Genomic DNA, 20,938 nt, shown 5'->3' on the forward strand with positions numbered 1-20,938 from the left:
TATATAATATATCTTGCATTAAGTATATTTACATTTATTTAAGTGTGATTTAAGTGTTACTTAAATTATGAAAAGGAGATTTTATGGATATCACTAAATGAAAAGTTTTTAATCAGTGGAACTTCGTATTTTTCCTAGAGTAGCATTAGTATAAAGTTAATCCATCTTTTTTGAATCTGGGAATCAGTGTCCATCTATATCATATGCTCAGAAAGAAAAATGGCAGTTTCAATTATTTTCAAAACTGCCGTTGCAAATTCAACCCAATAAGTTATCTGACCACATAACGTTTAATATTTGTTATAGCTATTTAAATAAAGCTTACACAATCCATTCTTTCTTTAGTTGCCATAATCCTGCCTGCACACTCCCTATACCTTTGGTATTTCCTTGCTTTATGTTTTCATGATGATTAAACAGTCTTTTCCAACTATTCTGAACCTGACGTTTTAAATCAGGGTAAAAATTTGTGAGGATTATATCGCTTTCTTTCCTAATTCCACGGTGAGCAAGCATTTGCCGAAACTGTGCTTCATCTTCCTCCGTCTCACCGATATACTGTAGACGAAGTATTTTATTCCAGTCATACATATCAAAAAATATGACTTCATCTACGGGAACATTCATTTCCAAAAGCTTACTATCTTCTGACTGCTCAACATTATATAGGTCTTTAAAAGCCCAATAAGGATATTCTGCACCTTCAGGCTTTGAAACATACTTTTTTGCTTCCATAACAAACCAATCATATGCAGCTATAAAAATCGGAGCACTTTCTTCATATTTTTTTACCACATATTTCTTCTTAGAAAAACAAACCCCATCACTTTCAAGAGTATTCACTACAACATGTGATTGGGAAGAATAAAGCATTACCGTATTATCTGTGTTATCCATTCTTTTTTAACCTCCCATATATTACCATATTTTTCATCGTTGCCAAGAATAATAGAATCGTCAAACAACCGACTCCAACTATTAATAATTTTTCTCTTTATCTGAGGATAAAATTGAGACATATATGCTTTGGTATCACTGCTTATACCGTATTGTTCCAGGAGTTGTCGGTGGTTTTCAGCATCTTGTTCATCTTTCGGAATATAAGAATAATTAAGAATCTTACCCCACTTATGAATATTAATCATAGTGATTAAGGATGGATCTACTTTAAGTTCCAATATTATTGTTCCTGCACTGGGAAGCATGGTTGCCTCCTTTGTAAGAGATACCCATATAGGATATTCTGCATCGTATGGTTTTTGAGAAATACTAGGAGTATTTTTCACCAGCCAATCATAAACCTCTAATACCAAATATGCATGTCTATCTAAATCTTTCAAAATATACTCTTTTTTGGCAGTATATCTACCAGTTTCTTCTAGATCCTTAACAACATTTTCATTCTGTTTCGTCCATACTGTAATTTTATTCATCAGCTTTAACCTTCTTTCATTCAGATACAGATATTTAAATTTACTTCTATTTTTTATCATCATTTTTATGTTTCTGTTGGATGTAATAAATCTAAAATTTCTTGCTCCTTAAATAACTTTTACCACTCCTTTAGAGCAGGTGAAAATAATCCAATTATTTAGCTGATGTTTTAATTTAAATGATTAGCTTTTCCACTTTAATTACACCATAATAATCTTTCAAATATGATGAAAATTCTTCCATCCAGAAATCAAGCTCTTCATCTCCATCAAAGGCATAGATAACCGAAATTATATCCTTTTCTCCTGATTGTATCATAGCTCTCTTGCTATCACTAGTAGGATTTCCAAAAGCTCCTAATTCGTCATATAAAGTAGGAAGATGTTCAATATTTATATTATCCTTTCCTATACCATCATAATGTAATCTACTTTCTGCACGGCGAAGTTCTATATTTCCTTTAAGTTTTTTTGTATCATATGATCCAATGGAATATCCAGAGGTAATTGAAATAAGGTTATTTATATCTACAATATTATTGACATGATATAGCCCTTTTCCTTTAATTATACGACGAAGCATGGCTTCAGCAGCATTACGGTATTGTTGGGGAGATTTGCCAAGAGCCTTATATGCCTGACGTGTTGAAATTATATGGGGATTTTTAGTTATTTCCTCTATAGAGTATTTTTGAGATAATTTATCTATTACATCTTCGAATAATTTAGTGAATTCCTTACTACTTGGCTCAACAAATGCTCTGTAAGATAAAACCCCTAATGCAGTTTTTGGAAAAATTGAATATATCTCATTTGAAATAGAAATTTTCATTTTATCACCAATCCCTTTCTAGCTCACTATTTTAATTTTGTAATGATTTCTTGTTATATTATCAATATTATTATATAATATTTGCTATATTAAGTATATGTATATTTATTTAAGTATACTTTAAGTAATACTTAAATAAAGAAAGGAGATTTTATGGATATCACTAAATGCAAAGTCTTTTTAAAATCAGTAGAACTTGGTAGCTTTTCTAAAGCTGCATCAGTATTAGGATACACCACATCAGGAGTAAGTCAGTTAGTAAATGCCTTTGAAAAAGATATGGGATTTCCTTTGCTAACAAGAAGCAATAAAGGTGTAAAGCCTACAGATAATGCGTTAAAAATTATCCCTGTTTTAAGAGAAATATTACTCCAAGAAGAAAAACTTTATCAAATCAATTCAGAAATAAAAGGATTAACCGTTGGTAATATTACGATTGGAGCTTATTCAAGTATTGCTACCCATTGGTTGCCATCTGTCATAAAAGGTTTTCAAGAAATTTATCCTCAAATAGAAATACGACTCATGGAAGGTATACGTCAAGAGGTGGAAAGCTGGCTTTGTGATAGGAAAACGGATATTGCCTTTTTTACTTATATGGAACCAATGCCTTATGATTGGATACCTATTGCAGAAGATCCCATGCTCGCAATTTTGCCCAAAAATCACCCCCTTGCAAAGGAAACAGTATATCCCCTTCAAAACTGTCAACATGAGCGATTTATTATGCCAGCCCTTGGACGAGATGATGATGTTGCAGAACTACTTAGCAAAAACAATTTGACTCCAAACATTTCCTTTTCAACCTTAGAAAATTTTGCTGCATTAGCAATGATTGAACAAGGAATGGGAATGAGTATTATGAATGAGTTGATTACAAAAAGATGGCAATGTGATGTAGTAAAGCTTCCACTTGATCCTCCCCAGAAAATTACATTTGGAATCGCTGTTCCATCATTAAAGACGTCACCACCTGCTGTCAAAAAATTTGTTAAATATTCTACCAATGTCTTAATTCGTGAAAAAAATAAATATAAATAAGATATCCTCAAAGCTGGGTTAAATTTATAATAACAAATTTATTTGATTATTTATTTATCTCTATTTGAAAAATATATATCTATAGAAAATTTAAATCTAAATATAAATTTTCTTTCATATTTTTCTACTTAACTTTTATTTCTACACACATTACAGTAGGTATGGTTTAATTGTAAATAAAGAAGTTTTTATAAATTTAATCTTCTATAATTTTTCATTTCTATCTTGCCATCATATTATTATACTATGTCATCTATATTTTCGCCTATTTTCATGGGTCAAAAAACAGTGTTTTTTCACTGATTTTTGACCCAGTTTTTATCCTTCAACCACTATATATTGTGGTCAAACCCTATTTTTTCTCTTCTGAACCACAGTACGTCATCAGAATTATACTCTCAACGTGGGACGATTATGCAATCATGTCAATGGTGGAAAGTGGATTGGGTATTAGCATTTTGCCAGAGCTGATATTACAGCGCATACCATATAAGATTATTTCAAAGGGACTTGAAGTCCCCGCTTATCGGAAAATCGGCATTGCTATGAAAGACAGAAAAACTGCTTCTCTGGTAGTTAAACAGCTTTTAAACTATCTAAAATACAGAAGCTGCACATATGATATTGCATCTGTGATTATCATAGAGATTTGTTTTTAAACGTTAGTAATAAAAGTCAGTAGCTATTATGGCTACTGATTCAGAGTGTCAATAAACCCTCTTTAGGAGAAGCTGAAGGGTTTGAGAAACAAAGAGTTTCCCAAGTGAAATCCGCAGGTTGGGATTTGTCCAACCGAGAGAAATAGCGGATTTCAAGGCTTTTTAAAGCCGCTGGAACCTGCTATTCATTCCAACAGTATAACTTCAGAAAAGCTGTCCCATTTGCTGTTGCAAGTGGGATTTGCTTTATTTCCATACTAAAATGATGTATAATAATATCTATTCGTAGGTCTTTGTAATAGAAAGCAGATTGACATAACAGAATGCAATTATGAACATAGTCAGGACCTATATGTTGATAAAGGGGGAGTTACTATCTCATTCATTTATTTTCCGGGGTGCAAGTACACTGCACATTCACCCATAAATAGTGATAAAATTCGAAACTATCTCAAAAAACGATTTGACATGCACATTACAGGATGTTGCAGTACAAATATGAGCGGAGTATCGCATGAAGATATAGCAGTATATGTATGCCCTACATGCGGGGCTTTTCTACAAGAACATTCCCCTCAAATAAAGTCAATCAGTGTGTGGGAGATTTTAGATGAAGACAGTGATTTTCCATGGCCTGATTACCATGGCGAAGTGATTACTGTACAGGACTGTTGGAGGGCCTATGATAATCGTACACTACAAAATACTATTCGCAGTATCTTAAGTCGCATGAATATTATAACCGAAGAAATTGAAGCATCATATGACAAGGCTGATTATTGTGGAATATCTCTTTTAAAGCCATCTTCTCCCCGTTATGAGCGTTTTGCCCCAGTGCGATTTATTGAGAATGCAGGGAATAAATTTGTTTCTCGCACTGAAGAAGAACAGAGAATTTTGATGCAAAAACACTGCGCTCAATTTAAGACTGATAAAGTTGTATGCTATTGCACAGGCTGCTTGGAGGGATTATCAATCGGAGGAGCGAACGGCATTCATCTGATAGATTTAGTAATGAATTCCGTACAGGAGATAAAATGAGTACAGAAATACCTGCAAGATGAAAAAATAGACAGTGTTGTTCATGCTATCAAAAAAATCTCTTTAAAGTGAATTTTCTCTTGTGTCGGAACAGTCTGAGCAAAACACAGAGGACATTTGCGGTAACTCAGAAAATGCCTTTCATTGTCATGGCATATACGGATGGAGGAGTTAAAAATGAATGAGAATCAAAATAACATTATCAAAACAAGAGTATCCGAGTTCATCGAAATGAGCCTACACAATGCGCTTGCCGCCCACGATGGAATGAAAATGTATGACGTGCCTCTTATGGGCATTGCTTCTGCAGACGATCCTTTCTTTCAGAAATTTCGTGAGCCCGGTATTGTCGGACCGGGTTTTATTCTTCCGCAGGAATGGCTGCCGGGTGCGAAATCGGTGATTTCATATTTTCTTCCGTTCACAAAGGAAGTGCGCGATACGAACCGGGTACCGGGTCTTCCTTCTGAAGAATGGGTATCCGCCAGAATCGATGGTGAAGCTTTTAATAATGAGGTTCGATCTTTTCTGGTTGAAATGTTGAAGCAAATGAGTGCCGATGCCGTTGCACCTTGTCTTGATCCCCGGTTTAAAGTTGTAAACCGGATTTCAAATTGGTCCGAACGACATGTTGCATATGCAGCTGGTCTTGGAACATTTGGACTTCACCGGGCGCTCATCACAGAAAAAGGAACAGCTGGACGCTTAGGCAGCGTGGTCACCACACTGGAGCTTACACCTACAAAGCGGAATTACAAAAGTTACGATGAGTATTGCATATATCTCACACTGGGAAAATGTGGGGCCTGCATGCGCAGATGTCCACCTCTTGCTATTACCGACAAAGGCAAGGACAATCAAATTTGTGAAGAATATATCGATAGAGAAATTCTGTCAAGATTTGCCCCTCGGTATGGCTGTGCCAAATGTAGTATCAGTGTACCCTGTGAATCTAAGAATCCGGCGGTATAATAACCTCATGTATTCAACATATAGAAGGGAAATCCTATCAAGATGGGCTCCGCGGTATGGCTGCGCCAAATGCAATATCAGTGTTCCCTGTGAATGTAGAAATCCGTTAGCATAATGTAACCTCCATTATCGTTCTTGTTTTAACGAACAATGGAGGTTTACACATATTTTAGATACTTACGCTTTATACGATTTTACTCGGCCAATACTCTTGCAGCTTCCTTAGTGTCAAGATACTCGGTCCACTCCATAATTTTCCCATTCTTAAGCCGTAGTATCTGACAATATGCATTGTCGTAAGTTCCCCCCGCTTTCGTGGGCGCGGTTCCCCTGGACTGCATAACCGCATAGTCACCTTCAGCTATAATATTGTCTTGTATGACTTGTTGGGTTCCCGCAAGTTTTGAACCAAGGGGCATAAAAACTTTGCTGAAGCATTCGTTCTTGCCGGTAAATGTCCCCGATATCTGTGTCCTACCCATGACGGTAAATTTCATATTGTCGTCAAAAGCGTCAAGGAAGAATTGAACGTTCCCCGCAGACAAATCCGAAAATGCTTTGGCGATGATTCCTTTGTTTTCAAGTGTACTCATAATGATGCCTCCTATATTTTACGTTATGTTATTTGACTAATCATTCTTCCACAGTTCATTTATTCTCGATTGAGTCGATGAACATGTTCATTAAACGAATAAGCTCATGGGCATTCTCTTCTCCCATATTGCCGATGATTTTGTTTTGTACTTCGTCAAACCGACTTTTCAATATTTTAATCTGGCCTATCCCTTTCGAGGTTATTTTAACAAACGATTTTCTTCGGTCCTGACTCGATATTTCTGCATCTATATACTCCTTTTTTTATGAAAGCTGTCATTATATTTGTAATTTTGGGGCAGGACAAATTCAAAGTCTTACATCTATATTCCTCCAATCACAGGGCCGCCGTATCCGAGGTCGGGAGAATTGTTTTTCAGATCCTGCTCTGGCTTAATGAAGTAGTTGTCGTTGTTCCAGAAGCTGACGTAGATTTCGCCGTAGCCGTCACTGTTCTGTCCAGTCGTAGATTCGAGAATCCCAGCGGTTTCCCTCTCCTGAAAGTGACTCCTTAAGCCCGGCGGTCATGACTCCCCACAGCTCACCATAGACAATTTCAACTGAAGGGTACAGGCTATACACCTTTTTATTAAGAGACTCGTCGTGGATATACTCGGCAAGTCCTCGGTCGTTTTCAAAGAAACGGTTCTCCTTTGCGATAGCGGCAAGGATAGCATCCTCATAAGCCATAGCCTCCGCAGGGGTGATATCCACCGGGTAGTCTTCACCCCATAATCACCTTGAGGGTAAGTGATGATCTTCAGAGGGAAAAAGATATGTATCGTTTCGTTTACCATTATGATTTCCTCCATTCTTTATTGAAGTGATAGATTTTGAGCTCTAAAAAAGGCATAAAAAAAGCAGGGTATCTTCTTTAGAAAATACGCCTGCTCATCCATTTTCAGAGAATAGTTATTTGTGTTCTTGATGAGATTAACTTGTTATCCTCCTTCATTGCTATGCATTATATAAAAATATGAGATATCTATTATAATTAACTTTTATAAATTTTGATAAAAACAAAATAAGGACAAGACGAAAATAAATTTTATAACATGCTTATAATTTTGTATGCTCGCTCAATTACACTTCCGGGTGGAATTTTTATACACGTATATCCAAAGGACTTATACGTTTTTTCATGAATATGTTCAAAATATAAAGCTTCCTCAAAGCTAATCTTTCTTGCCTCTGAGGGCTGGCAAAAACCCAAATTCTCAATAAAGAATACCGTCTTCTGATAGATTTGTTCATTCTCAATTCTATTTATTTCTTCCATAATATCTTTAGATGGTTGATATCCAAGATATTTACTTAGAGCATATGTACAAAAAACTGAGCGGTCATAAATTTGAACTTCAGATGGAAGAGCTGAAAGCTGTACTTGTCTTTGTTTTTGCAATTCCACAATTTTATTAATAAAGGACGCATCCTTCCATGGTTCAGCTTTACCTTGCACTTGCTCTAAAGCAATTATATCAGTTGCGGCTTCTTCCACTACCAAATAACCCATTGTTTCTAATAATCTAATAATTGAAGTTTTTCCACTTCCTGGTGTGCCTGTTAAAATATATCGCCTCATAAAACACCTCCTAAGAAAATTTAATAATTAATCTGACTTTCAACTAAAAAGTTGTAAAACACTTGGTATTAATGGAAAATGGGATTTTATTCTATGATTGCTTGATAATTTATGAAATGATTTCGCATGGTTTTATGATATATAGAATGGTTTTTCACATAGAAAGTATTATACCAAGTATTATTTTGCAAGTCAAACCATGTTTATGAAGCTCAGTTTATCACCGCTCATATTGAAGCATTCCATAACCTTGTATGGGCTGTCCGTCCTTGATCTGTGCACGGTCAAAAGCATCTTTTATCTCATCACGGCTTGCGGGAAGTTTCAGGCAGGCGCCGGAGTAGTTGGACATATCATGTAAATCAGCTCTCATCAGCGTTATGATTAATATTTTTTATTTTTCTGACATTTTATCATCTACTTTCTCAAATAAAAAAAGTGCCCTTCAGTTTCGATTGAAACTAAAAGACGCTTGTGTGCTATTCACTTTACTGGAGCTAATCCATTTCCGCTCCGTAATGGTTGATGGTCCTATAGAGTTTCGAAAAGTCAGAGAAAAATCCAAGGGATTACAAAATGGGGCGTAAAATCCATTTAGCTTCTTCCATATCGTTGCCCCTGTAGTAAACTTATTGACCCTATATTGATTTTAAGTAATATAATAAACCCGATTTCGTCAGAGGTTCTGTGTGGCTCAAAATACAGAATTTACAATCTATTTTCTCGATTAAATTTATCAATGCCCATAATTTTTCTTTGTCCATAAATCCATCATTAAAGAAATCTTCACTGGTTGCATCTCCGAGAAACAGTATTTTTTCTTCTGGGATATAGATCAGCACAGTATCATCAGAGTGAGGAGATTCCGTATGAAATATTTTTGCTGTCATTCTGCCAAGATTAAGAGCAAGGCTCTCCTGAAATTGAATATCCGCCTGAACGATAACTACTTTTTTATTATTTTCATATTCCTTTCCGAAACATTTATCGTCATTCTTTAAAAAGTCCAAGTATGCTTTGTCAAAAAGCTTTGTCTTTTCTTTACCCAAAAATTCGTTGGTTTTATTATGTGCGATTGATGATCCGCTTATGTGATGCATTCCAAATGTATGATCCCAATGCCAATGAGTTATCACCGTAAAGTCGGGCTTTTTAAGTTTTTGAGCTTCCAAGGCCTTTTCTACAATCAATATATCCCTCCAGCCATTATTCTAAATGGCAAGGTATTCATAAGCAATTACTCCTTCAATCTGAACAAAGCCTTCCCTTAAATAAATCTCCTTTGCCCTTTCATTATCTGCATTAACGCAAAGCATTACCTTTTTGTATTTCTTTTTTTGTGCAAAGTCAAGCGCAGCCCTTAGTAACTGCCTTCCCATACCTTTTCCTTGATATGCAGGCAGAATGGCTAAAGGACCAATATTCATAGCAGGCTCACCTTCATAATCATCATTCACTCCTCTAATAATCCCCACAGGATTATTATTATGCATTAGAAACAGTAAGCCTCCCTCCAGATATTCTGAGCTGCATACCTGTTTGCGTACCATTTCCGGAGTAATAGGAGTAGAATTCCCCCTTAGGTTTGAAAAAGCTGTATTCCTGATGTAGCACCAATCATCTTCATCTCTATCAAATTGAAATTCTCTGATGGAGTAGCCATCCGGTAAATTTATAACCTGCGGTCCCGTAATTTCTTTGACTAAGAGATATACATATCTATCAACTGCAAAATGAAGGCTTTTTATATTATCTGAAAGCTCGCTGTTTGTAAGTGGGACAAACAAAAATACCTTGTCAATTTCCTTTATATGTTTAATCGCTTGCGATAACAGGATAGAATAAATATTCAGATCCTTATCTTCAGAATAAAAAATGCGAAAACGTCCGCACCTTCCTCTTCTATGATAATCATCCACTATAAGGGAGGCTGCCGCTATTATGTTACCGTCTTTTTTCACGATAAATGTAGGATTTTCCTCATCAGGAGCAAAATTCTCCAGATCCTCATCATATAAAAATGAATCGTCCACCTTATTTCTATGTTTCAAACAAAATGCTATAAAATCCTCTTTATCCTTACATAGTAATTTTTCTGCCTGCATGTAAAATCTCCTTCTTTCTGCTTATGATAAATTAATCGAATATAGCTATTGCCAAGCTCATCGGTTTCAAGCTAATTACTATCTTCATCTTGTACTTTAATTCGTACTCCTGAACTAGGGTCACCAGCCTGTTTGGGATTGCTTTTACTGTATTATCCTGCATAGCGGCTTACCTCATCAACCAATTAGCATCCTCTCTGCCCAACCTGGCTCGGGATGAAAAGATTGTTGCCAATAGCCCAAATCCGAATTCCATCAACAGACACATAATTCTCCAACGAAATTTCCCCTTTTTACGAAATACGCTCAAGCAAGCAGCAGCATTCTATATGCCTGAGTAGACAAAAATGATTTCACTTGAAGCTGGTATCCCCCTGGCGTAATTCAAAGAATTAATTAATTCTAATAATTGGTATAATGAAAAATTCATTCAATTGTTTCATTAAAGATTTATAGTTCCATTAATTGAAATAGTCGCTTTTCCCCCAACTTTGATAGTCGGATTAGTTTTTCCTGCAATAATCTTTATTGTAAGTTCTCCCGGTCTTCCAGCTGCATGTCCTTGGGCAATTGTAAATTCATGGTCTGTTTTTGGGTCTAAAATATTTTCCAATACTAAGTATCCTGCTAACGCACCATTCGCTGCTCCTGTAACCGGATCCTCAGCAATTCCGATTGCTGGTGCAAAATCTCTTGTATATATTTTATATCGTTCATCAAAACTATTAAAACTAAATAAATGTGTAGTAATAACATCCAATTTAAGATTTAAATCTTTTAATTCTTCAAATATCGGTACTGATGCGTCGATTGCTTTACTGTTCTTTACCGGAATTAATAAGTGCCAATTTCCTGTATATGCTAACCTGATCGGATATTTATCATCGATGTCCATTGGATTAATCCCGACTACACGACAGATTTCTTCCTTATCCACCTCAAATTGTTTTGTTTTAGGTGCAACTTGAGTCATCACAACACTATTTAATTTTTTTTCTTGCATAGACCATTCAACCGGAACAATACCAATATTTGTTTTCAATCTAATTTGTGAGGCTTTTTCCATCCAGCCATACTCCATTGCCATAACCCATGACAGGCCTACCGTAGCATGACCGCAAAAATCAACCTCTCTACTTGGTGTAAAATAACGCACCACATAATCATAATTTTTATCATTAGAAGGAAATAAAAATGCAGTCTCTGAAAGATTTAATTCTCTTGCTATCTTCTGCATGTCGTGCTCATTTAACCCCACTGCTTCGGGAACTACACCTGCGGCATTTCCGCCGAAAATTTGATCTGTAAATGCGTCTACATGATAGACTTGTATTTTCTTCATAATTAACACTCCTTTTTTATATTTGATAAAGTAAGTATATAGCAAAAGAATTTCAATTGTAGATTCAATATAGGCTACTAGCTCAACATTGGTGCGTGCTTCTTTAGAACCGCACAATGCTTTGAGGATACAAAAAAGATGCCGTTTGAGCCTAGTGGGAGCCTTGGCGGAAGAAAAATCAATCCTCAGATCCAGTTTTTTTGAGCACAATGCGGTATCTTTTTTTAATCTCACATCAGAGATTTCTTTATCAACATCAATTGTATGTGTATAGCTTAGTGCTTTTGATCCCATAAATCAAAAATTGTAAGCAATAAAACTCTCAAATGCTCTTTGCAAATGAACTTTATTCGTTACAATTATTTAGCTATAGGGATTGGAGAATTGCAGTAATCAATTTGGAACAATCCTTTTAGTGCTATTTGTTTTTATAGCATTAGCATCTAAATTTTTAAAAATAAGATTTTAAATAACCGCTCAAATACAGATATCCAATCTAAAGCTTCGCTTTAACCCCGTTTTTTAAATGTAATGTTACGTACGACATAATAAAATCTTATCAATTAACCCATATTCTTTCGCTTGCTCAGCCGTCATATAGCAGTCTCTTTCCATATCCTCTTTAATCTTTTGGATTGGCTGACCTGTAAGCCTACTATATATTTCATTCAGAGTTTCTTTTGTTTTTTCAAGCCAATCACTATGAATTTTAATATCTGTGGCCTGCCCCTGAAGTCCGCCGGATATTGACGGCTGATGAATCAGCACTTCACTGTTTTTCAGGGCAAAACGTTTACCTTTCTTCCCCGATGCCAGAAGTAATGAAGCTGCGCTCCCTGATTGGCCTACACTGATGGTAGAAACATCGCATTTGATATAATTCATTGTATCCATAATAGCGAAGCCGTCCGTTACAGAACCACCTGGACTGTTTATATAGAAATGAATGTCCTTGTCACAGTCGGCGGATTCCAAGAAGAGCATTTGCGCAATAATTAAGCTCGCAGATTCATTCGTTACCATGCCGTTAAGCATGATAATCCTATCGTTTAACAACCTCGAAAAAATATCGTAAGAGCGTTCTCCTCGAGATGTCTGTTCAATTACCATTGGTATAAGATTGCTCATATTAACCTCCATACGCTGCTTATGCAGCCATATTCGTGATTCTGTTGAAGTCGGAACTGAATTCGATAACATTATTGAATTTACCACTTCTATATACTCTCCAATATTTTCCAGGCGTCAAATCATAAATCCTCATAAAGGCTCTAGAAAAGGATTCCTGAGAAGCATATTGATACTTCAGTGCGATATCAATAATCGGCTGTTCTGTTTGAACAAGCTCTTCTGCAGCCTTCTCCATCCGCCGCTTAGTAATATATCTGGTGACGGATTCACCTGTTATTTTGTGAAAAAGTCTATGATAATGATATTTTGACAGATAAGCTTTTTGAGCAAGATCGTCAAGTTTAATCTTATTACCCAGATTTTTTTCAATATACTCAAGTGAATCACGCACTTTTGAATGATAATCCATATGCATCCTCCTCGTATAATAGTATTTGCAAGGAAATATTATATATTTTTATAGAGATAATAGCCTTGCAATCTATTGTCTCTTTTTTTATTTCTTTGTATAGACCAATAACAATGCCTGTGGTTTAATAATGGTAGAAACCATTAAGGAAAGTTCAATCGCTCCTTGTTTAGCCTTCGGGTTTATTCTCGGAAAGTCAGTTCCCCTTGGCTGTGTGTTTTCTTCTAACCGCTAACTGTTTTCTCCTGAACAGGTGTCCCTTGTTGCAGGAAGGGTTCGTGCATGCACCACAGGAGCTTATTCATATACGCGAGGGTGTCGCTGCCGCAGTCCCAAGGGCATTGTTTTATTGGTTTCTTAATCTATTTAGAAAGTGAGATGAATTCTATGTTGAACACTCTCTTTGTAGGTATCGATGTTAGTAAACGAAACAATGTTGTACGATTCACTGATTCTCTTGGAGATACTTTAACTGTTTTCTCAGTTCCTAACAATCAGGATGGCGCTAATAATCTTCTTGAAAAGCTTCGTAACACTCTTGTCTCTAATGACTTCCAAAACGTCTCCATCGGTATGGAATCTACATCAATTTATGCAGATCATCTAGCCATATTTCTTCGTAATGATGACTTCTTAAAAAATGGGGTATTAAAGTCTTTGTTCTGAATGCCAAGCAGATTAAAGCGTTTAAAGAATCTTATCCTGAATTACCTAAAAATGATAACATCAATACTCTTGTTATTGCGGATTATCCACGCTTTGGTCGTATCTCCAAAGAAGTTAATCCCGATGAAAAATACATTGCTCTTAGAAATCTTACAAGAGCAAGATTTCAGGTTGCTCAGAACCTAAGTCGTGAAAAGACTAGATTTCTAGATACTTTGTTTTACAAATTTTCTTCTCTTGACTCTTCTAAAATATTTTCAGATACTTTTGGAGCTACATCTTATTGCTGTAATTACAGACTTCTTCTCTATAGATGACATATTAATGATATGTCTTTAGAATATCCTGCAGAATTCTTAATAGATAAAGAGAAAAACATATTTGCTGATCCAGAGCCAATTGCAAATGACTTAAAGGCAGCTGCTAGAAGTTCCTATCGTTTATCTAAAACAGTAAATGACTCTGTTAACCAACTATTAGCTGTACGTCTTGTTAGAATACGCTCATTACAACAACAAATTAAGGATTTAGATAAAGCTATTGAATCATATATGCAGCTTTTTTCTGCCATTTTAAATAGCATTCCTGGTATTGGTTCTGTATATGGCGCTGGATTACTAGCTGAAATAGCTGATATACAGCGTTTTAAAAATCATGCAGCATTAGCAAAGTATGCAGGTATTGCATGGACTCAATACCAATCTGGAGATTATGAAGCCTCCAATACAAAGTTGATTCTTTCGGGCAACAAATACCTAAAGTATTATTTCTTGGAAGCCGCGAATAAGGTACGAATGCACGATGCCGAACTCAAACACTACTATCAATCCAAGATTAAAGAAGTACCGAAACATCAACACAAACGTGCCCTCGCACTTACTGCAAGGAAATTAGTTTGATTGGTTTACTCACTGCTGAGTACCAACCAAGTATATATACCACCTACTAATAGATAGTAGGTTCCTTTAACACCTTCAAAAATTTGCAGCTTTCTGAAGGCTTATTAAAGTGCGCCTTCTTTTAGAAATATTTAGAAATATTATGCATATTTCCTTCAAATTTTAATTATTTGGGTCTTGACATATTACCGCTAGACTTTCCAAGAATATATCATATATTATATACTCAGCCATAAATTAATTCTTGATAATTCTTGCTCAAATTTTATCTGACGAAAATAAGTATAAATGTCAATATTAGAATGTAACTTTTTAATCATTTAAGAATGTAGCTTTTTACTCATCTTCTTTAAGATGATTTTTTAAACGATATGATTTTCCGTTTATAGGAATTACATGGACATGATGTAAAATCCTATCTAAGATAGCGTTAGCTATGACAGGATCATAAAATATATCATCTCATAATTTCATATTAATCTCACTAATTAAATTACATAAAGTTATATATGACATTAGCTTTTAATAAATATATTCTTATCAGAGTTACTAACCATTTTATTTATTCCTATATTATTTATATGCCCTTTAACATTAGATAGTCTACTTAATGTGGATATATCTAATGTATTTAATTTTGAATTCCTACTTTCTGGCATTGTGAAAAACACTTTTGACGAATTAGTCTTCAGAAATATCCAATTCATAGCATAGGCTACTCTTGCATCATAAATTATATATTGTTCTACAAACATAAAGCTTAAAACCTTTGATACACTTGCAATACTTTCAAAAGCTAATTTATTTGAATCTGAACTTTCCTCCAAGAAGTACATTACTGAGCTATATAATTTATTTATATTTTAACATTAATTCCTCCTCACTTATTAACACTCTATATAAAAATTATCTTTTTAGTTTCTGCTAAATCCATTGATAAAATTATTTTGCATAACATTTTTTTAAAATTACATTTCTCTCAAACATGTTTTTTGTGATATTAGTTCATTAAACTGTATATTATTAAATATTTTATTTTCTATGGCATCTAAAAGTTATGCCTCTGAAGGCGTATTCCAAATATATAATGTATTTAAACAAGAACTATATGGCTTTAAATAACTTACTACTTTATCTCATCACTCAATACAGTGGATAGGTTACAATAAACTAGACAACTAAATTAAGGTCATGTAAACTAATATCAATATATTAAAAGGAGAATCGTTTATATGACAAAGAGAGCAAGAAGAACCTATACCCCTGAATTCAAAGAACAAATGGTGAAACTATACGAAAGTGGTAAGCCTAAAAAAGATATTATGGCTGAATATGACTTAACACCTACTGCTTTTAATACTTGGATTAAAAGAAGCCAAACTACTGGATCTTTTAAGGAAAAAGATAATCGTTCCCCAGAAGAAAATGAATTAATAAAACTAAGGAAAGAAAATCAACAATTAAAGATGGAGAATGATATTTTAAAGCAAGCGGCGCTGATATTTGATTGATAAGTAAATGCGATTAAAAACAATACCCACAAATACAGTATATCAGCAATGTGTAAAGTCCTACAAATCCTTAGAAGTACCTATTACTATGAATCAAAGATTGCTAATGAACTAAATAGAGAATTCAAAACAAATCAGCCTTATGAAGCTGTAGTCAGTGATTTAACATACATTAGAGTTAATAAAAGATGGAACTATGTATGTTTGTTAGTCGACTTATTTAATAGAGAAATAATAGGTTATAGCGCTGGTACTAACAAGGATGCAAAGCTTGTTTATAAAGCATTTTCAAAGATTAAAACTAGGTTAGATAATATTACTTTATTTCATACAGATCGAGGTAACGAATTCAAAAATAAAATAATAGATGAAGTCCTAGATACATTCAAAATTAAGCGTTCTTTAAGTATGAAAGGCTGTCCTTATGATAATGCTGTAGCTGAAGCCACCTTCAAGATATTTAAAACTGAATTTGTTAATAACTATCGTTTTGAAAGCTTAGAGCAGTTAGAAATTATGCTAGCAGACTATGTTAATTGGTTTAATAATATTAGGCATTAGATTACTTGAGTCCTAAAGAATATAAATTACATAACCTTAAAAAAAACTGTCTAAATAAGTGTTGACGATCCATATATTTCTCTTCCTTCCTCATGCAATTTATTGAAACTTTTTATAATGCTATAGCAATGCGTATTATAAGTAAGGTTAATCAGTTCCATTATTGTTTTTACTCCAGTTGCATCTGCGGAAGCATAAAGAATATTCTTTTCTTTTGATGTAAGGCTTTCCATACGTTTAATCAGAAAGTTCAATTCGTCTATGTTGCAATAATTTTCTTTCACCATACCAATAAAGTTTCCATCCATAGCATTCACAATACAGCAGTTCTTCTCTGTTGTTTCTTCAATCCCCAGCTCATTACAAATCCTACTCAGCTCATTTTGCTCACAGGGGAAATTAACTCCAATAGCATTGGATCTGTATCATTAGGTTTCTTAATGGTAATGTACATCTTTTAATCCTCCTTCTTAAAATAGTAAGTACTCGTTTTATCCAATAAAAAAAGACCATGTCTTTTTTAAAACATGGTCCTTTAAAATAGCATAATCACCATCAGCTAATTTAAATATTTATAAATAAGCATAAGAGTATTTCTTCCCAAATGCTTTTATATCTCTCTGTAAAATTATAATTTCAGGTTCCTATTCTTCCGAATCCACTATGTCATCTAGTATGCAAAACAAATTCCTGTTTGTCGTATACCCATTATGCTTATACTATTAATAGTGGTTATTTTACTTCAAGATTTTGCAAAATTTCATGATAGCGTCTTGTTGCCAATGCACTTGCTTTACCCTTTTCACAGAAAGAAAGCCCAGTCAGCTTCGGAACAACACGTTCAACCACAACCTGCCCATCCACCAGTTTGGATTCCAATGTTTCCAAGGCTTCGAGAAACCGTTTGTCCCCTTTTGCTCGATTGTAAAATGATAAGACATAGACATATATAAAGAGATTGTAATTCCGGAAGGGATATTCTACTTGCATGAATAATGTACCTATTCCATAGTGACACGGGCCAATAGATTTCCTGATGATCCAATGTTCCAGCAAAAAATCCACGGCCTTGTCAAGAGCTATTTTTTTATTGACATAGTCACTAAAGCGGAAGGCATTTAGAGCGTTAAGCGTTGGGAGGGGATTTGAATACTCCGTTTCCGGGCCTCGTCCAAAACTGAATTTGTTGCAGCGCCATCCACCGTCTGTATACTGGATATCAAAAAGATGTTGAAAAGTTTTTTGCAGTCTAACATCGGAAGCATACCCCATATGGCAAAGTGCATTGGCGGCATGGATGGTTTGGCACGGGTAAACAGCTCCTTTAGGGTACAACTTAAAACGACCGTCCTCCTGCCAGGTACTGAATATCAGTTCAGCGGTTTCTTTAAACAAGGATTCTATTGGTTCCATGCCCAATTCTAATAAGTACATTACGCTCTCCAAAGTTGAGAATGGTGCTCCTTTTATTAGACGCTTATCAGGTGTAGTCCAAAGGTCAGCTCCGTGATCATGCCTATGTGATAGTATCGCTTCAATATCCGATGCATATTTCTTCTCTACAGCCATCTCGTTCACCTCTCTCAATACAATTGCCTAATTGATTCTCAGAAAACTTTGAATGAATTTCATATTGTATAAATAATCGGTACTTTCGTTCAAATTTTCCAGTTTCGAGTTACCCTCAATAACGAGACCGACAAATTGGAATTTGACGTTCTCAAAACTATTCTAATTTTTCTTGCTCAGATATATATTGTTCAATTTCTTCTTTGTCTAAAAACTTAACTTTTGTGTATGAAAAATCTTGATACTTATCTTTCATATAAACAGGCTGCATAAACTCACAGCTTTTATCTTTATTTTTATCAAGATAAGTTTTTAAGTCTGCAACATCTGCAAATATTTTATATGACTTTCTCCCCTTGCTATTAGTGATTTCGTAAACCCCACAAGGTTTTTTCATTGAAAAGTCGGCAGTTCTCAAATATAATTTTGCAATTTCTAAAGACTTAAAAGGAAAATTCCAACGTTGCACATTTCGTTTTTCATCTTTATCAATACAAATACATCTACCACAAGTTCCGCAAATGTACTGTTTATGATTTTCCAAACAGTTTCGTGGTTCTAATAAAGGAGTAATACGATTTTCCTCACTATAACACTCTATACATTCCATAAAGTCACCTCAAATAAGATAGATAATCTGTAGTACAAATTCCTGTTTAACTGCTTAGTATAAAAATAATTGTAATACTCGGACAAACCAATTGGAATTTGTTTTAATATCCTTTTATAATATTGGCATGCAAATTTCGCAATAATGTTCATTTATCATCTGCACTGCATAGCGTTCAAGAATAGGTCTTCTATCATCAAATTTATAATTTCTTTTTGATAACTCCGAAAATATCCCCATCCATGCTTTTTGCATAGCATCTACTGTATGATTTATTTTAAATACACAATATTTTCCACCAACAGTTTTTCCAAAATTAATATACTTATTATCAACATCAAATTCATCAGAAACAACTAAACATGTATCATAACGACAATCTTTAGGTTCTGTGAATTGAGGGTTATCTTGGGCTATCCCTAATATGATTGAACTTTCATTAAATATATTTTTTTCTCTGGCCCAACTTTTTAATTGTTCCATTATTTGAACATTCTCTGAACCGTAAGGGCCTGTTCTTCGTATATAAGCAATTTTATATGATGGTATCATTTCAATATTAACATTCATAATTTACCTTCTTTTTTAAATAGAGTACATCGATGTCTGAATTCATCATATAATGCTTTAAAATGTATTTCAACTAATTTTTTAAAATTGCCAAATTGGAATTTGTATAATAGTGCTTAATGATACTAAGGTTGACTTGGTGCTTCTTCAGCAACGATATTCCAACTTACGCCATACTTGTCAGTAAGCCCAGCATGGAATGAGCTATAAAATGCTGCTGTCGGTAGAAGAGTTATATGAGCACCAATACTCAATAGGCCGAAGATATTTTGTACCTCTCTTGCCGAGGGTACTTTTGTAGTTAATTTTATCATGTTACCTTTAGACACTGGCTCTGCTATTTCATCTGCAAACCAAAAAACTGTATCACAAATATTCATTTCGGCATGCAAAATCCAATCTTTCAGATTTGCCGGTGGAGCAGTAACACCCTCAGGTATATAATCTCCATATAGCTGTGACATCAGAATTTTACTATTAAAAGCTGTCTGGTAAAGCTCCAATGCTTAACTGCAGTTTCCTTCAAATGTAATATAAGGTGTAACCATAATGCTACCTCCAGTTATTTTAATTTTTTATGGATAAACAAGTTCTAATTTTTACATTAGCTAGATCAAGAAAGTCATTCTCCCATCTTTTTAATTACATCAATTTCCTTGGAAAAACCAGACTAGCTTCCTTGTCCAAATCCAGCCAAAACTCTTTTTTATCTTTAAAATCCACTATGTCATCTATATTTTTGCCTATTTTAAGAGGGTAAAAAGTGGCTTTTTTTAGCTCATTTTTCACTCCAAAATCGTCTCAAAATCACAACATATTGTGGTCAAACTCTATTTTTTCTCCCTCTGACCACAATACGACATCATTATTATACTCTCAACGTGCCTTGAGAGTATAATAATGATGTCGTAGGTTGATATTACCCCCTTGGCGACATACTTTATCTCTTAAGTCCTTTTTTGTAATAATTATATCAGGTTCAAGGTGAAAATTTATTCTCTTAAATTTCCCAAAATCTTCTTCTACAGGTTCATCTATTATCCAAACCTCAACATTGTCATTATTGCCAAATATGATCTCCTTCCATGCTCTAGCTATTTCCTTGTTTTTTTATATTAATTTCTGCTTTGACCTTCTTAGATTGATATCCCGAGCTTGATAATTAAAAAATTATAAATATATCTTCATAGCAATATAACCCCTTAATATCTTTAATTTTGAACCCTCCCCCACTTATAGAAGATGGGGGATTCTTTTTCGTAAAGAAGTTTGCTATTACTTTTCAACCTAATTACTTAGGAAGCCTTATTCTTTTTGGCGTGTCCAAGTACGCCCTATGCTGAAAGCAAGTGCTCACAGTTTACATTTATACTACCTTAATCCTTACTGGATTTAAATACTCTTCATTAAT

Annotated in this window: 24 protein-coding genes and 2 pseudogenes; 7 read left to right on the forward strand and 19 right to left on the reverse strand. The window is 34.5% G+C overall.

Annotated elements, in window-relative coordinates:
* Positions 1-321: 321 nt before the first annotated feature.
* From KQI42_RS19095 to KQI42_RS19105, 3 genes are all read right to left on the reverse strand, one after another.
* Positions 322-897 carry a DUF3841 domain-containing protein gene (locus KQI42_RS19095; RefSeq protein ID WP_216522077.1) on the reverse strand — a complete coding sequence of 192 codons (576 nt, stop codon included), beginning with the start codon at positions 895-897 and terminating at the stop codon, positions 322-324.
* Positions 873-1,433, reverse strand: a complete 561-nt coding sequence (locus tag KQI42_RS19100) for a DUF3841 domain-containing protein (RefSeq protein ID WP_216522078.1) — start codon at positions 1,431-1,433, stop codon at positions 873-875. Before KQI42_RS19100 ends, KQI42_RS19095 begins: the two co-directional genes overlap by 25 nt.
* 175 nt (positions 1,434-1,608) lie before the next feature.
* Complete coding sequence (locus tag KQI42_RS19105; RefSeq protein WP_216522079.1) at positions 1,609-2,265, reverse strand: B3/B4 domain-containing protein; 657 nt, start codon at positions 2,263-2,265, stop codon at positions 1,609-1,611.
* A gap of 153 nt (positions 2,266-2,418) precedes the next feature.
* Here KQI42_RS19105 and KQI42_RS19110 point away from each other — a divergent pair, with 153 nt between their 5' ends.
* The 3 genes from KQI42_RS19110 to KQI42_RS19120 all read left to right on the forward strand — a co-directional run bounded on the left by KQI42_RS19110 (position 2,419) and on the right by KQI42_RS19120 (position 5,978).
* The gene (locus KQI42_RS19110) at positions 2,419-3,306 is read left to right on the forward strand and encodes a LysR family transcriptional regulator (protein WP_216522080.1); all 888 of its coding nucleotides are present in this window, start codon (positions 2,419-2,421) and stop codon (positions 3,304-3,306) included.
* A 1,157-nt stretch (positions 3,307-4,463) separates the two neighbouring features.
* On the forward strand, positions 4,464-5,006 hold the full coding sequence (locus KQI42_RS19115; RefSeq protein WP_216522082.1) for a hypothetical protein: 543 nt from the start codon (positions 4,464-4,466) through the stop codon (positions 5,004-5,006).
* A 177-nt stretch (positions 5,007-5,183) separates the two neighbouring features.
* The gene (locus KQI42_RS19120) at positions 5,184-5,978 is read left to right on the forward strand and encodes a hypothetical protein (protein ID WP_216522083.1); all 795 of its coding nucleotides are present in this window, start codon (positions 5,184-5,186) and stop codon (positions 5,976-5,978) included.
* Between the two features lie 194 nt (positions 5,979-6,172).
* On the opposite strand, the gene KQI42_RS19125 is transcribed toward KQI42_RS19120, so the two are convergent.
* The 8 genes from KQI42_RS19125 to KQI42_RS19160 form a co-directional block, all read right to left on the reverse strand.
* Positions 6,173-6,571 (reverse strand): nuclear transport factor 2 family protein, encoded by a 399-nt coding sequence (locus tag KQI42_RS19125; RefSeq protein WP_216522085.1) that lies wholly within the window; start codon positions 6,569-6,571, stop codon positions 6,173-6,175.
* A 448-nt stretch (positions 6,572-7,019) separates the two neighbouring features.
* Positions 7,020-7,262, reverse strand: coding sequence for a hypothetical protein (locus tag KQI42_RS19130; protein WP_216522086.1), 243 nt, complete (start codon positions 7,260-7,262; stop codon positions 7,020-7,022).
* 358 nt (positions 7,263-7,620) lie between these two features.
* Positions 7,621-8,154: an AAA family ATPase gene (locus KQI42_RS19135; protein ID WP_216522087.1), complete on the reverse strand. Its 534-nt coding sequence runs from the start codon at positions 8,152-8,154 to the stop codon at positions 7,621-7,623.
* Between the two features lie 638 nt (positions 8,155-8,792).
* Positions 8,793-9,344 carry an MBL fold metallo-hydrolase gene (locus KQI42_RS19140; RefSeq protein ID WP_246566749.1) on the reverse strand — a complete coding sequence of 184 codons (552 nt, stop codon included), beginning with the start codon at positions 9,342-9,344 and terminating at the stop codon, positions 8,793-8,795.
* A gap of 21 nt (positions 9,345-9,365) precedes the next feature.
* Positions 9,366-10,259 carry a GNAT family N-acetyltransferase gene (locus KQI42_RS19145; protein WP_216522088.1) on the reverse strand — a complete coding sequence of 298 codons (894 nt, stop codon included), beginning with the start codon at positions 10,257-10,259 and terminating at the stop codon, positions 9,366-9,368.
* Positions 10,260-10,701: 442 nt separating this feature from the next.
* Complete coding sequence (locus KQI42_RS19150; protein ID WP_216522089.1) at positions 10,702-11,895, reverse strand: PhzF family phenazine biosynthesis protein; 1,194 nt, start codon at positions 11,893-11,895, stop codon at positions 10,702-10,704.
* 240 nt (positions 11,896-12,135) lie between these two features.
* Positions 12,136-12,741 (reverse strand): ATP-dependent Clp protease proteolytic subunit, encoded by a 606-nt coding sequence (locus KQI42_RS19155; RefSeq protein WP_216522090.1) that lies wholly within the window; start codon positions 12,739-12,741, stop codon positions 12,136-12,138.
* Between the two features lie 7 nt (positions 12,742-12,748).
* Positions 12,749-13,141 carry a helix-turn-helix transcriptional regulator gene (locus tag KQI42_RS19160; protein ID WP_246566750.1) on the reverse strand — a complete coding sequence of 131 codons (393 nt, stop codon included), beginning with the start codon at positions 13,139-13,141 and terminating at the stop codon, positions 12,749-12,751.
* Between the two features lie 387 nt (positions 13,142-13,528).
* Here KQI42_RS19160 and KQI42_RS21740 point away from each other — a divergent pair, with 387 nt between their 5' ends.
* The 3 genes and pseudogenes from KQI42_RS21740 (at position 13,529) to KQI42_RS19175 (ending at position 14,706) form a co-directional block, all read left to right on the forward strand.
* A complete protein-coding gene (locus KQI42_RS21740) occupies positions 13,529-13,807 on the forward strand; it encodes an IS110 family transposase (protein WP_343231727.1) in 279 nt (92 codons plus the stop codon).
* Positions 13,783-14,124, forward strand: a pseudogene (locus KQI42_RS21745) (IS110 family transposase); the annotation flags it as partial. The gene KQI42_RS21740 and the pseudogene KQI42_RS21745, both read left to right, overlap by 25 nt.
* A 12-nt stretch (positions 14,125-14,136) precedes the next feature.
* Positions 14,137-14,706: a transposase gene (locus KQI42_RS19175; RefSeq protein ID WP_216522094.1), complete on the forward strand. Its 570-nt coding sequence runs from the start codon at positions 14,137-14,139 to the stop codon at positions 14,704-14,706.
* A 336-nt stretch (positions 14,707-15,042) separates the two neighbouring features.
* On the opposite strand, the gene KQI42_RS19180 is transcribed toward KQI42_RS19175, so the two are convergent.
* Positions 15,043-15,162 carry an ATP-binding protein gene (locus KQI42_RS19180; protein ID WP_343231729.1) on the reverse strand — a complete coding sequence of 40 codons (120 nt, stop codon included), beginning with the start codon at positions 15,160-15,162 and terminating at the stop codon, positions 15,043-15,045.
* A 59-nt stretch (positions 15,163-15,221) separates the two neighbouring features.
* A complete protein-coding gene (locus KQI42_RS19185; RefSeq protein WP_216522096.1) occupies positions 15,222-15,533 on the reverse strand; it encodes a hypothetical protein in 312 nt (103 codons plus the stop codon).
* Positions 15,534-15,938: 405 nt separating this feature from the next.
* On the opposite strand from KQI42_RS19185, the pseudogene KQI42_RS19190 reads away from it, so the two are divergent.
* Positions 15,939-16,843 (forward strand): annotated as a pseudogene (locus KQI42_RS19190) (IS3 family transposase).
* Here the strand turns inward: KQI42_RS19190 and KQI42_RS19195 are convergent.
* From KQI42_RS19195 to KQI42_RS19220, 6 genes are all read right to left on the reverse strand, one after another.
* Positions 16,829-17,086 (reverse strand): hypothetical protein, encoded by a 258-nt coding sequence (locus tag KQI42_RS19195; RefSeq protein ID WP_216522097.1) that lies wholly within the window; start codon positions 17,084-17,086, stop codon positions 16,829-16,831. The pseudogene KQI42_RS19190 and the gene KQI42_RS19195 sit on opposite strands and share 15 nt — an antisense overlap.
* Positions 17,087-17,510: 424 nt before the next feature.
* On the reverse strand, positions 17,511-18,347 hold the full coding sequence (locus KQI42_RS19200; protein ID WP_216522098.1) for a prenyltransferase/squalene oxidase repeat-containing protein: 837 nt from the start codon (positions 18,345-18,347) through the stop codon (positions 17,511-17,513).
* Positions 18,348-18,504: 157 nt separating this feature from the next.
* The gene (locus tag KQI42_RS19205; RefSeq protein WP_216522099.1) at positions 18,505-18,957 is read right to left on the reverse strand and encodes a hypothetical protein; all 453 of its coding nucleotides are present in this window, start codon (positions 18,955-18,957) and stop codon (positions 18,505-18,507) included.
* 114 nt (positions 18,958-19,071) lie between these two features.
* Positions 19,072-19,527, reverse strand: a complete 456-nt coding sequence (locus tag KQI42_RS19210; protein ID WP_216522101.1) for an AraC family transcriptional regulator — start codon at positions 19,525-19,527, stop codon at positions 19,072-19,074.
* 125 nt (positions 19,528-19,652) lie between these two features.
* Entirely contained in the window at positions 19,653-19,919 is a 267-nt protein-coding gene (locus tag KQI42_RS19215) for a VOC family protein (RefSeq protein WP_216522103.1), read from the reverse strand.
* A gap of 250 nt (positions 19,920-20,169) precedes the next feature.
* Entirely contained in the window at positions 20,170-20,316 is a 147-nt protein-coding gene (locus KQI42_RS19220; protein WP_216522105.1) for a hypothetical protein, read from the reverse strand.
* Positions 20,317-20,938 lie beyond the last annotated feature (622 nt).

Source organism: Tissierella simiarum, from assembly GCF_018917865.1.
GTDB lineage: Bacteria > Bacillota > Clostridia > Tissierellales > Tissierellaceae > Tissierella_C > Tissierella_C simiarum.